The 13,704-nt window shown below is 32.2% G+C and carries 10 protein-coding genes; 7 read left to right on the forward strand and 3 right to left on the reverse strand.

Annotated elements, in window-relative coordinates; all coding sequences use genetic code 11:
* Positions 1-117: 117 nt before the first annotated feature.
* Both glyA and ACMC9J_RS05145 read left to right on the forward strand, forming a co-directional pair.
* Entirely contained in the window at positions 118-1,386 is a 1,269-nt protein-coding gene (gene glyA, locus ACMC9J_RS05140) for a serine hydroxymethyltransferase (RefSeq protein WP_427002996.1), read from the forward strand.
* A gap of 5 nt (positions 1,387-1,391) precedes the next feature.
* Positions 1,392-2,093, forward strand: a complete 702-nt coding sequence (locus tag ACMC9J_RS05145; RefSeq protein WP_427002997.1) for a dihydromethanopterin reductase (acceptor) — start codon at positions 1,392-1,394, stop codon at positions 2,091-2,093.
* Here the strand turns inward: ACMC9J_RS05145 and ACMC9J_RS05150 are convergent.
* Positions 2,090-2,443 carry a DUF192 domain-containing protein gene (locus tag ACMC9J_RS05150; RefSeq protein WP_019265224.1) on the reverse strand — a complete coding sequence of 118 codons (354 nt, stop codon included), beginning with the start codon at positions 2,441-2,443 and terminating at the stop codon, positions 2,090-2,092. The two genes, ACMC9J_RS05145 and ACMC9J_RS05150, sit on opposite strands and share 4 nt — an antisense overlap.
* Positions 2,444-2,603: 160 nt before the next feature.
* Between ACMC9J_RS05150 and ACMC9J_RS05155 the strand changes: the two genes are divergently transcribed.
* From ACMC9J_RS05155 to ACMC9J_RS05175, 5 genes are all read left to right on the forward strand, one after another.
* On the forward strand, positions 2,604-3,809 hold the full coding sequence (locus tag ACMC9J_RS05155) for a methionine adenosyltransferase (protein WP_094516340.1): 1,206 nt from the start codon (positions 2,604-2,606) through the stop codon (positions 3,807-3,809).
* A 163-nt stretch (positions 3,810-3,972) separates the two neighbouring features.
* The gene (gene ileS / locus ACMC9J_RS05160; RefSeq protein ID WP_427002998.1) at positions 3,973-7,245 is read left to right on the forward strand and encodes an isoleucine--tRNA ligase; all 3,273 of its coding nucleotides are present in this window, start codon (positions 3,973-3,975) and stop codon (positions 7,243-7,245) included.
* 9 nt (positions 7,246-7,254) lie between these two features.
* A complete protein-coding gene (purL, locus tag ACMC9J_RS05165; RefSeq protein WP_019265227.1) occupies positions 7,255-9,405 on the forward strand; it encodes a phosphoribosylformylglycinamidine synthase subunit PurL in 2,151 nt (716 codons plus the stop codon).
* 12 nt (positions 9,406-9,417) lie between these two features.
* Positions 9,418-10,635, forward strand: a complete 1,218-nt coding sequence (locus ACMC9J_RS05170; RefSeq protein WP_250416935.1) for a molybdopterin molybdotransferase MoeA — start codon at positions 9,418-9,420, stop codon at positions 10,633-10,635.
* Positions 10,636-10,651: 16 nt separating this feature from the next.
* Entirely contained in the window at positions 10,652-11,797 is a 1,146-nt protein-coding gene (locus ACMC9J_RS05175) for a site-2 protease family protein (RefSeq protein ID WP_019268115.1), read from the forward strand.
* An 8-nt stretch (positions 11,798-11,805) separates the two neighbouring features.
* Here ACMC9J_RS05175 and ACMC9J_RS05180 read toward each other — a convergent pair whose 3' ends face one another.
* The gene (locus tag ACMC9J_RS05180; RefSeq protein WP_427002999.1) at positions 11,806-12,984 is read right to left on the reverse strand and encodes an AAA family ATPase; all 1,179 of its coding nucleotides are present in this window, start codon (positions 12,982-12,984) and stop codon (positions 11,806-11,808) included.
* A 261-nt stretch (positions 12,985-13,245) separates the two neighbouring features.
* Entirely contained in the window at positions 13,246-13,659 is a 414-nt protein-coding gene (locus ACMC9J_RS05185; RefSeq protein WP_019265232.1) for a ferritin-like domain-containing protein, read from the reverse strand.
* Between the last annotated feature and the right edge of the window lie 45 nt (positions 13,660-13,704).

Below are 13,704 nucleotides of genomic sequence, written 5' to 3' on the forward strand. Positions count from 1 at the left end.
GATTATTGACATTTGAATTATATTATAATTACTGCAAAAATATTATATTATAAGATAAACATAATGTATTTGTGTATCGTTAATTTTTAATACTAATTGGATACTTAGGTGTAGTAAATGACTGATTATCAAAACGAAGTTTTAGAATTTGAAAGAATCATGAAAGAACACACTAATTATATGAGAAACAGTATAAATCTCATTGCTAGTGAAAATATTACAAGTTCAGATGTAACTGAGGCTGTAGCTTCTGATTTAGCTCATAGATATGCAGAAGGACAATCTCATGAAAGATTATATGAAGGATGTCAGTATATTGATGAAATAGAAGATCGTGTTATTGACTTATCTAAAAAATTATTCAATGTTGACTATGCAAATGTTCAGCCTATTTCTGGAGTAACAGCTAATTTAGCAGCATTTTTCGGTTATTCTAATTATGGTGACAAATTAATGGCATTAGATGTTCCTTATGGAGGACACATTAGCCATGCTAAAGTTAGTGCAGCAGGAATTGCTGGTTTAAAAACTATAAGTCAGCCTTTTGACAAAGAAGTTATGAACATTGACATTGATGCAATGAATAAAAAAATCCTCGAAGAAAAACCAAAAATAGTTCTTTTTGGAGGAAGTTTATTCTTATTCCCTCATCCTGTAAAAGAAGCTCGTGAAGCAGCTGATGAAGTTGGAGCAAAAATCATGTATGATGCAGCACATGTTTTAGGACTTATTGCTGGTGGTCAATTCCAACAACCAATAGCTGAAGGAGCAGATTTAATGATGGGAAGTACTCACAAATCATTCCCTGGTCCACAAGGAGGAATTATTCTTTCTCATAAAGAAAACAAGGAAGTTATTGACAATGCAGTATTTCCGGGTGTTGTAAGTAATCACCATCTCCACCATTTAGCTGGTTTAGGAATTGCTTCTGCAGAAATGTTGGAATTTGGACAAGACTATTCTAAACAGATTGTTAAAAATTCCAAAGCATTAGCTCAAAGCTTATATGAGCGTGGATTTGATGTATTATGTGAAGAATTAGGATTTACAGAATCTCACCAATTAGCTATTAATGTTTCAAATATTAGAAGTGCTAGTGATATTGCACGTGATTTAGCTAATAATGATGTTATTTTAAACAAAAACCTTCTTCCTGGCGATGATGTAAATGATAGTGATAATCCTTCCGGTTTAAGAATAGGAACTCAGGAAATCACCAGAAGAGGATTAAAAGAAAAAGAAATGGATGAAGTAGCTGAATTCATTAAAAGAGTTGCTGTTGATAAAGAAAACATTAAAGACGAAGTACGTGAATTCATGGATCAGTACACTACTGTTCACTATTCATTCTCACAAAACGAAGGTTACAGGTTCCATAAACTTTAGATAATATGAGAATAGGATTTGCATTTACTGGAGCTGGTCATTTACTTAATGAGTCTGTTCAGGTAGCTGAAAAACTAGCTAAGGATCATGAATTAACTATATTTTTATCTGGTGCTGGTGAAGATGTTTTAAAAATGTATGGTCTTTATGAAAGAGTAGTTAGTTTAACTGGCGGAAAATATAGGGAATTAGCTACTGACAGGACTCAAAAATTTAGCTATCCAATTACTGGAAGACTTTCACTTGGTAAATATGATTTGCTGATTGTGACTCCAGCTACTGCCAATACAGTTGCAAAGATTGTTCATGGTATTTCAGATACTTTGGTTACAAATGCTGTGGCTCAGGCTGGTAAAGGAGCTGTTAAAACACTTATAGTTCCAGTAGATATTCATCCAGGTCCTATTGATACAGTTTTACCTTCAAAAATGGAAGTTTCTAAATGTGAGGCTTGCAGTGAGTGTGTTGCATCTTTGACATGTGAACAGAAAGCAATTGTTCCTCACAAAGAAATTGACTTGTTAAAATGTATTGGATGTGGTCTTTGTAAAGACGTATGTCCAAATGGAGCAATATCTGAAGGTAAAATCATAACAATGTATATGAGGGATATTGATATTGAAAATACTAAAAAATTAACTGGTATTGGCGATATTGAAATATTTGAAAATCCTAATGAGTTACTGGACTTTTTAAAAGATTATTAGATGAATTCTATTTCATCTCCTTTTTTTAATTTATTTTTCATTTTATTTTCTTCAAACTCAATTATGTAATCTGCTTTTTTTGAAGGGGTATATTTTTCCCAGGGTTTCAGAGTTTGAATATCAAAAATCTTTAAATTTTCATCTAAAAAGTACACATCTATGTTAAATTTCATAAATGATGTGTGAATTCCTGAATTAAATCTGCTTTTAGCTTTTATAATAAAAACCAGTCCGTAATCAATATTTTTTTTAAACATCAATCCTTTAAGCCGTTTAAAATATGTGTCTGCAAATTTAATTTTCATATTGATGTTTTGTTTAGTTGTTTTGTTGTAAATTCCTTTTTTCATTAGCTTAGCTTTTGTTTTTATTGTTTTTAAGTTTTTAGAATCTGATTAGGGAATATTGCTTTTGTTTTAAGAAATTTAGTTTGAAAGTTAAAATCCCATACATTTATTTATTAATTAAACTAAAAAAATATAATATAAATAACTGATATGTGTTGATAAAATGAGAAACATAATTGTAAAAGAATTAAATCAAACTTATATTGAAGATATCGATATTGAAATCGTTGAAAGAAAAGGTATAGGTCACCCAGACAGTATTAGTGACGGTATCGGTGAAACTGTAAGTGAAGCTTTATGTAAAATGTACATGGATGAATTAGGAGGAGTTCTTCACCATAACACTGACGAAGTTCAAATTACTGCAGGGGAATCCAATCCTGTATTCGGCGGAGGTAAAATCTTAAAACCTATTGATATCTTATTGACTGGTAGGGGAGTTTCAGAATATGATGGAGTTAAATTCCCTCTTGACAGAGTAGCTATTGAAGCAGCTAAAAACTTTTTAGATGAAACTATCATTAATTTAGATGTTGAATTGGATACTGTTGTTGAATGTAAAATTGGACACGGATCCGGAGATTTGGTAGATGTATTTAAAAGGGAAGGTGCGCCTTCTTCAAATGATACCTCTTTTGGTGTAGGTTATGCTCCATTTTCAGAAACTGAAAATTTAGTTAAAGCTACTGAAGAATTATTGAACTCCAAAGCTTTCAAAGCTAAACATCCTGCTGTTGGTGAAGATATCAAAGTTATGGGTTTAAGAGAAGGAGAAAAAATTACCTTAACTATTGGATGTGCAATGGTTTCAAAATTTGTTGCAAACAGGGAAGAATACATTGCTGTTCGTGAAGAATTAAAAGATATTGTATCTGATCTTGCAACCAAATACACCAACAGGGAAGTTGAAGTATTTGTTAACACTGCAGACAATGATGATGCAACTGATGAATCAGGTTATTATTTAACTGTAACAGGTACTTCTGCTGAAATGGGTGATGACGGTTCTGTAGGTAGAGGAAATAGGGCTAACGGTTTAATCACTCCATGCAGACCAATGTCAATGGAAGCTAGTTCAGGTAAAAATCCTATTAACCACGTAGGTAAAATTTACAACATATTATCTAATGAAATAGCTAATGACGTTGTTGAAAATGTTGAAGGAATCAAACAGATGAATGTTATGATTTTAAGCCAAATTGGTAAACCTATTGACCAACCGAAAGCAGCTTCTACTCAACTTATTTTAGAAGATGGCGTCAAACTTGAAGATGTTGATAAAAAAGTAGAACAAATTGTTGACAGGTGGCTTGAAGATATATCAATCATTACAGAAAATGTTGTTCAAGGAAAAACAAGAACCTTTTAGATTATAGGTATAATTTAATTATAGTTTGATAACTATATATTAAATTTCCTTTCTCGTTTTTTCAACTAAATTAAATTTCTATTCTTTAGAGATTTTTATTTTTTTTTAAATTATTCAACACAACATATCAATTAATTTCTTATTTAATATAGGGAGAATTATCATGCCAATAAAAGAGGCAGACAAATCATATGATCATAAAAAAATAGAAAAAAAGATTCAAAACTTCTGGGTAGGAGAAGATACTTTTTCTAAAGTAAATAAACTTAGAGCTAATGGTCCTCAATATTCCTTTTTAGATGGACCTCCGTATTGTAGTGGTAAAATACATTTAGGAACTGCTTGGAATAAAGTTATTAAAGATTCTTACTTACGTTATAAAAGTATGAATGGATTTAGCTTAAGAAGACAGGCAGGATGGGATATGCATGGTCTTCCAATTGAACACAAAGTGGAAGAATTGATGGGTATTAAAAGCAAACAGGAAATTGAAGAAAACATTGGAATAGCTAAATTTGTTGATAAATGTAAGGAATTTGCAATAGACAATAAATTAGCTATGGAAAAAGAATTCGATGATTTGGGAGTTTGGATGGATTGGGAAGACCCATACATGACTTTAGATCCCAAATATATGGAATCTGCATGGTGGACATTAAAAAGAGCTAATGAACAGAATTTACTTGTAAATGATAAAAGAGTAATTAGCTGGTGTCCTCATTGTGAAACAGCATTGGCCGCAGCAGAAATTGATTATGAAGAAAAAGTTGACCCTTCAATTTTTGTTAAATTTCCACTTAAAACTCCATTGCTGGAAGACAGCGATTTGCCGGAATATTTCTTGGTATGGACAACAACTCCATGGACACTTCCTGCAAACCTTGCTATCTGTGTAAATCCTGAATTTGATTATGCATTTGTTAAAATTGATGGAGAAATTTTACTTCTTGCTCAAAACCTGGTAGAAACAGTTTTAGGTCCTGCTACCATTGTACATAAAACTAAAATACCTGCTGAAAATGAAGATGAAGAAGATAAAATCATAAAAGAAACTGAAGTTGTCTATGAGATAATTAAAGTTGTCAAAGGTGAAAGTTTACTTCATAAATCATACATTTATCCATTGGAAAAAGAAGTTTCAATACATGATGAATTTGATAAAAATGAAAATGTTCACACTATTTTGCCTGGAGATCATGTAGAACTTGGTGAAGGTACAGGATTCGTACATACAGCGCCGGGACATGGTCCTGACGATTTTGAAGTAGGTAAAGCTTATGATTTGCCGATTTTCTGTCCTGTTGATGAAAGCGGTAATTTCACTGATGATGCAGGCAAATATGCCGGTGAATTCTGTAAAGCTGCTAATGATGAAATCATGGCTGATTTGCAGAACAGCGGTTTGATGTATAGAAACGAAACAATAGAACACAGGTATGGTGTATGTTGGAGATGTAAAACTCCTATCATATATTTAGCTACTAAACAATGGTTTTTAAAAGTAACAGACATTAAACAAAAAATGCTTGATGAAATTGACAAAGTGGAATGGGTGCCACAATGGGCAGGTCAGGGAAGATTCAGAGATTGGGTAGATAATGCTAAAGACTGGACAATTTCAAGACAAAGATACTGGGGTATTCCAATTCCTATTTGGGAATGTCCTGATTGCGGTGAATTAAAAGTAATAGGTTCTGTAGAGGAATTAAAAAACGAAGCTTTAAATGATATCTCTGTTGATGATGATGAGCTTGTTCACAGACCATATGTTGATGAAATCGTAATGAAATGTGATAAATGCGGTTCTGAAGTAAAAAGAATTCCTGATGTTTTAGATGTTTGGATTGACTCAGGAGTAGCTGGATGGGCTTCATTATATTATCCTCAGCAGCAGGATAAATTTAATCAGTGGTTCCCATATGACTTCATTACAGAAGGCCATGACCAAACCAGAGGATGGTTCTACTCACAGTTAGGTGCTGGTGTAATCTCCATGGGACAGGTACCATATAAGAAAGTACTGATGCACGGTTTTGTTTTAGATGAACACGGTAAGAAAATGAGTAAATCATTAGGTAATGTAGTTTCTCCTGAAGAAGTTATTGAGAAATATGGTGCCGATGTATTAAGATTCTATTTATTATGGGCAAGCAAGCCATGGGATGATTTAAAATTCGTATGGGATGAATTGCTTAATGTAAATAAGATGTTTAATATTTTATGGAATGTATATGTATTTTCAACTACTTACATGTCTTTAGATGAATTCAATCCAACTAAAATAACTGAAAAAGATATCATTTTAAGAGATGAGGACAATTGGATTATATCCAGAGCCAATACTTTAGTAAAAGAAGTTGGTCAGGACTTGGAAGAGTTATCATTCCATAAGGCTACAAGAAAAATCAATAACTTCATACTTGAAGATTTAAGCCGCTGGTATGTAAGACTTATTCGTGGAAGAACATGGGTAGAAAGTGATGATCCGGATAAACTTGGAGCTTATTACAGTCTGTACACAGCTATTTACAAACTGATTTCAGTTTTATGTCCGATAGCTCCTCATGTTTGTGAAGAAATCTATGAAAACTTAGTTAAAGGAGTTGATGAAAATGCTCCTGAAAGTATTCACATGCTTGACTGGGGATATGATGAATCTAAAATCAATTCTGATTTGGAGCAAAAAATGGATGTAGTAAGGGAAGTAATTGAAGCATCTGCAAGAGCAAGGGATATAGCCAGATACAAACTTAGATGGCCTGTATCTGATATTACTATTGTGTCTCAGGATGAAGATGTTCTTAAAGCTATTGAAGAGTTACAGGATATTATTAAAGACCAATCAAATACTAAAGAAGTGTTAACTGCTGCAGAATTTGAAAACTTGTCATTTAATGCAAAACCTAATCTTAAAACTTTAGGTCCTAGACTTAAAGGAGATATGGGTATTGTTAAAAAATATCTTGAAGAAGCTGACGGTAATCTAATTAAAAGCGAATTGGATGATGCAGGTAAATTCACTGTTGAAGCAGATGGAAAATCATTTGAATTAGATAGTAATGATATACTATTTGATACAGAGCTCCCTGATGACTTTGTAAGTTCTGAATTTGAATTTGGTAATGTATTTGTAAATACTAATGTAACTACTGAAATTAAACAAGAAGCAATGGCTCGTGAACTTATTAGAAGAGTTCAGGACATGAGGAAAGATTTAGATTTAGATGTGGAAGCTAGTATTGATGCTGTTGTAAGTACTTCTAGCGAATTTAAAGAATTAATACTTCCACAATCTGAATTTATTGTTAATGAAATCAGGGCACGCAGCTTAATTAGCTCTGATGGAAAAGAATGTTTAGATGGCGAAGATATTTATACTAAAAATTGGGATATTGAAGGCGAGGAAGTCTGTATTTCTATAAGATTAGTGCAATAGGTGTTTAAAATGACTTTAACAGATTCTGAAATGGAATATATTGAAGGTATCCTTGGCAGGAAAATGAATGAACTGGAAGAAGGGATGTTGGATGTAATGTTTTCAGAACATTGCTCCTACAAAAGCAGCAGACCAATTCTAGGTACATTTCCTACTGAAGGGGAAAATATTATTTTAGGTCCTGGAGATGATGCAGGTTTAGTTTCAGTAACTGATAAATATGCTTTGGCTGTTGGTATGGAAAGTCACAACCATCCTTCAGCTATTGAGCCTTATGGTGGAGCAGGTACTGGAATTGGAGGAATTTTAAGAGATATTATTTCTATGGGTGCAAGACCAATAGCTCTTTTAGATTCTTTACGTTTCGGATCATTGGATGATGAAAAATCAAAATATTTATTTGAACATGTTGTAGAGGGAATTTCTGACTATGGTAATAGGGTAGGAGTTCCAACAGTGGCAGGTGAAGTTGAATTTGATGATTCATTTAGAACAAATCCTTTAGTTAATGTAATGTGTGTAGGACTTGTTGAAAAAGATAAAATCGTTCGTGGAAAAGCTCCATATGTTGGGGATGTCTTTTTATTGATGGGAGGTACAACTGGCCGTGATGGAATTCATGGTGTAACCTTTGCATCAGAAGAGTTAACTTCAGATAGTGAAACAGAAGACAGGCCTGCTGTACAGGTAGCTGATCCATTTACTAAAAAAAGAGTTTTGGAAGCTTCTCTTGAAATTTTAGATGAAATTAATGTTAGCGGAGTTAAAGATTTAGGTGGTGGAGGATTAACCTGCTGTATTTCAGAGCTTGTTGATGAATCAGATAATGGTGCAAGAGTTGATTTACGTAATATTCCTTTAAGAGAAACAGGAATGACTCCATATGAAATCATGCTTTCAGAATCTCAGGAAAGAATGGTTTTTGTAATTAATCCTAAAGATGTTGAAAAAGCACAGGAAATCTGTGATAAACATGAAATTGTTTCAGCAGTTATTGGGGAAGTTATTGACGGAAACAACATGATAATTGATGATGAAGGTTCTTCTTTAGCTGATTTGCCAACTATACTGTTAGCTGATCCTCCTTCACTTAATCGTGAATTAAAAGAAATACCTGAAGATACATCAAAAGTTGAAGTAGAGCACCCTCCAGTTAGGCAATCCTTACTTGGACTTTTATCTTCACCTAATATTGCTTCCAAACAATGGGTTTACAAACAGTATGACCACGAAGTTCAGGTAAGAACTGTTGTAAAACCTGGTGATGATGCAGCTGTTTTAAGAATTGATGATGAGACAGCTATTGCACTTGCAACTGATGCAAATACAATCCACACTAAATTATCTCCATTTGATGGCGGTGCAGGTTGTGTAGCTGAAGCTATTCGTAATGTAATTTCCATGGGTGCAACTCCTTATGCTGTTGTAGACTGTCTTAACTTTGGAAATCCTGAAACTCCTGAAATATTATGGCAATTTAAAAGAACAATTGAAGGTATGTCACTTGTAGCTGAGAATTTTAATGCTCCGGTTATCAGTGGAAATGTAAGTTTTTATAATGAAACTGAAGGTATTAAAATTAATCCTACTCCTGCTGTTGGTGTTATAGGTGTTGAGAACATTGAAAATATCAGAACAATGGACTTTAAAAACTCCGGTGATAAAATCCTTTTAATTGGTACTACTTATGATGAAGTAACCGGTTCGGAATATCATAGGGCTATTCATAATATTGAAAAAGGTATGGCTCCAAGAATTAGGATTGAAGATGAATTGGCTAATGGTAAAACTATCTTAAAATTACTTGATGAAGATTCATCTAAAAATATTACAGCTATTCATGATATATCTAATGGCGGATTAGCTGTTGCATTATCTGAAATGGTTATGAAAGGTAATATTGGTTGTGAAATAGATTTGGATTCAGTTATAACTTCTGATGATTTGGAAGAATCAGATTTAATTTATAGTGAATCACATGGTAGATATATTGTAACAGTAAAGGCTGATGCTGTTGATGAAATATTAAATAAAATAAATGTTCCTGTAGCTATTATAGGGGAAGTTAAAGGAACTGTTTTAAAACTTGGAGATAATGAATTTACCATTGATGAATTAAATAATTCTTATCATGGAGTTATTGAAAAATACATGGCTTAAGCTGGTGCGCTGATGTTTTTGTCTAAATTAGATTCTCTAAAAGATGCTTTGAAATTAATGGAAAGTAATCAGAGGGTAATGGATTATGAAGAAATACCTTTAAAAGATGCTCATAAAAGAGTGTTGGCTGAAGATATTATTTCTTTTCATGATTCTCCTCCTTTTGATAAATCTGCAATGGATGGTTTTGCCCTTAAGGGAGTAAATACTTTTGGAGCATCACAAAGCAATCCTAAACATTTAAAAATTGTTGATTCAATTGGTGCAGGAGATTTTTGTGACAAGATAATAGGTGAAAATGAAGCTATTGTAATAGCTACTGGATCTCCTGTTCCTGCAGGTGCAGATGCTGTTTTAATGAAGGAGTATACTACAACACAGAGTGATGAGTTAACCATTTACAGTCAGGTAACTCCTGGTGAAAATGTAAGTCCGAAAGCTGAAGATATCAGCAAGGGGGATGTGGTTTTATCTAAAAATACCTTTATCAGATATCAGGAAATGGGCTTAATAGCGTCTGCAGGATATAATACAGTTAAAGTTTTTAAAAAACCTAAAGTAAAGGTAATTATTACAGGCAATGAACTTGTAGATCCAACTAAGGAAGAAATATCTAAAGCTAAAATAATCAACTCTAACCAGTACACAATTGGCTCCATGCTTGAAGATTGTGGAGTTGTTTTTGATATTTGTCATGTAAAAGATAGTTTTGAAGAAGTTAAGAAAGCTATTTTGGAAGCATTAGATGAATATGATGTTATAATGACTACTGGGGGAACAGCTATCAGTAAAGGTGATGTGGTTTTGGATGTTGTTGGTGATATTGGGGAGATATTATTCCATGGTGTATCTATAAGGCCTGGAAAACCTATTGGTGCAGGTATTGCTAATAATAAAATGATATTTACATTTTCAGGACAGCCAGTTGCAGCTATGACTCAATTTGATATTTTTGCGAGGAAATATTTATTTAATATGCAGGGCAGAGACTTTAATTTCCATATTGTTCAAAGAGAATCTTTATTAAAAATTCCTTCTCAGCTTGGAAGAACCGATTTTGTCCGTGCATTTTCAGATGATGATTTTGCAAGGCATGTGTTGAACAGGGGTTCTGGTATAATTAGGTCTATGGTGGAGGCAAACAGCTACATCATAATAGATGAAAATGATGAAGGATATCAAAAGGGCGATATAGTTGATGTTGTCTTCTTTGATTCATTAATTTGGTAGACTAAGAGGTCATTTAATGAATGGTATTTATTATTATTTAATCGCTTTCATTGTTATCTGGATATTGGCATTCGGATTAAAAAGCAAATTAACCAATCATGGATTTGAAATTCAGTTTCCTCTTATTATGTGGAGAACTGAAAAGTTTAAAAATTTTATAAAAAGGATGGCTAATCTTTCTCCACGGTTTTGGAAATGGTTTATGAATGTAGGGATTGTAATTTCATATATTGCAATGATATACATTACATGGACACTGCTTAGTTCATTATCCTCAATGTTATATGCTCCTTCAGTTTCTTTAGTTATTCCGGGAGTTGAACTTCCTGGTTCATCAATTTATGTTCCTTTAGGCTATGGATTGGTTGCATTAGCTACTGTATTGATAGTTCATGAATTTTCTCATGGTATATTGGCTGTTGCTGAGAAAATAAATGTTAAATCAGTAGGTCTGATGCTTTTTGCAATTCTTCCGGGGGCATTTATGGAACCTGATGAAGAAGAAATGAAAGAAGCTAAAAAATCTTCTAAATTAAGGATATATGCTGCAGGGTCAATGGCAAACATTACTTTAGCAGTAATAGCTCTTTTAATAGTTTCTGCAGTTGGATCTTATGTTATTCCATCTACCTTTGAAGAAAATGGGATAGAAATTGATAGGCTTGTAGGTGATTCTCCTGCAAGTAAAGTTCTTAAAGAGGGAATGATTATTGAATCAATTGATAATCAAAAGGTTAATGATACAAATAGCTATGTAAATGCTGTTAATAATCTTAAACCTGGTCAAAATATAACTATAGGAACGAATGAAGGCGATTATTCAATTATTTTAGATAAAAATCCAAACAATGATTCTAAAGGATATATGGGTATTCAGGCAGCTAAACATTATGAATTGAATGATGGTGTAGCTAGTGTATACGGCGATACACTGCCTTGGATATGGTTTGGTGTACTTGAACTATTCCAATGGATAGCTATGCTGAATTTAGGTATCGGATTATTTAATTTGCTTCCGATAAAACCGTTAGATGGAGGGCATATGTTTGAAACATTGCTCAGCTATAAAATACCTGAATTCTTTTACAAACCTGTTGTCAATGCACTGTCTTTGATTTTAGGAATGATTATCATATTCAGTATTGTGTATGGATTTTTATAATAAATCCCTTAATAGGGATAATCTCCTTTTTCTTCATATTCTTTTTTTAACCATTCTTTAAAAATGGAATCATATATTTCATATTTTTTGTTATCTAATTCTATCAGACTTTTGTTTTGCAATGTTTTTAGTGAAGCGCCAATAGCTCCGCTGGTTACTTCTAGTTTATTTGCTATTTCAATTCTTTTCAGTGGTTTTTCAATAAGTGATGTGATGATTCTTTTTTCCTGATTATTTAGTTTGTACCATTCATTTGTCAAATGGAGTAATAGGTAAGGTAAGGATTTTCTAAATTCACTAATTATTTTATCTTCATTTAATTTTTCATTTGGAGGCAACAATCTTGCAAAACTATTGATATAATATGGAATTCCCTTTGTACATTTATAAAATCTTTTCAAGCCATCATCTGTAAATTTAAGATAATCTGCTTTTTCTTTCAAATAATTTTTTGTTGTGTCAAATGAAAAAGTAGTAATTTCAAAATTTAATATTCTGCCACCGAAAGCTCCTTTTTGACCGGCAATATCTGCAATTAATTCATCCTTAACACTCATACTTCCAGAAAAGATATACCCTATATGATTTTGTGATTGGATTACACTTCTGATATACCATAGAAATCCGTTAACATCTTCATCAAGCTGTTTTAAAATCTGGAATTCATCCATAAATATTAAAACTCCATTTATCTGCTTTTTATAATTTCCATATATTTGTTGAGGCAAATCCATTACAAAAGTAGTGAATTTAGTGTAATCCTCTTCTGTAAGAGGGAGTAGGGGTATTTTATTAATTGTTTCTATTTTATCTAATTTAAAATTACGATTTTTGAAATATTTAAGAATTTTTGTATCAATGGTTATGATATTTGATTCACTACATGATTTTATAATTGATTCGTAGAATAATTTCATAAAATCAAAGCGAGTTAATGAATTCTTTTTATATTTGTCTATTGCAGATAAGTCCATATAAACAACTAAATATTCATTCTGGAGATTTTTTTTTAATTTTTTCATTAATGCACTTTTTCCCACTCCTCTAATGCCAGTAAGAAGTATTGTTGGAGTTGATCCTTTTTTAGTTAGTTCTAAATTATCAGAGAGGAATGAAATTTCATCTACTCTATTATAAAACTGAGTATCATCTAAATCATTATCATTTCCTAATGGCAAACTTGTCATAATTTCACCTTTAATTAATATCTTTAAAAACATCCCATATGAATGTAATGTAAATTCCATTATAATGTAAAAAACACACATCGCATTATGTTATGCAATATAAAAAAAGATGAAAATGAATTATTTATTTATAAAAAAAGCTTAAATCCTTTTAAGAATTCTGAAAAAGTCATTAAAAATAGATATTGTAAAATTATTTAAATTAAAAAATATTAAAGCTAAAAAAAGATTAAGGAAGAATAATTAAATTCTTTCCTAAATTTAGAAGTATCTTTCTAAGATTCCTTCTAAGATTCTGTAATGGCGTCCTTCATCTTTGGAACTTTCTTTGAAGAAATCAGTTGCATCTTCGAGGTCTTCAGCTGCAGCTTTTTCAGATGCTTCTCTTTTTTCAGCGTTAGCCATTTTTTCTCCTTCTAACATCATTTCAATGTTAGCTTTGAGATCATCTTTAATAATTCCGTTCATTTCACAGAATCTTGCTGCATGTTCTGCTTCTTCCCAAGCTAATCTTTTAAATACTTCAGCTAATTCTCCGTAACCAGACCTTGATGCTTGTCTAGACATAGCTAAGTACATACCTACTTCTTGGGTTTCTCCATTAAAATTATTTTGTACTTCTTTTTCTACTCCAGTACCTACAGTACTGCCTATTTTATGTTCGTATTTAACCATAATAATAACCTCCAATTGATTAGTATTTAATAAATTTATATTTTA

The organism is Methanobrevibacter intestini (assembly GCF_047402955.1).
Taxonomy (GTDB): domain Archaea; phylum Methanobacteriota; class Methanobacteria; order Methanobacteriales; family Methanobacteriaceae; genus Methanocatella; species Methanocatella intestini.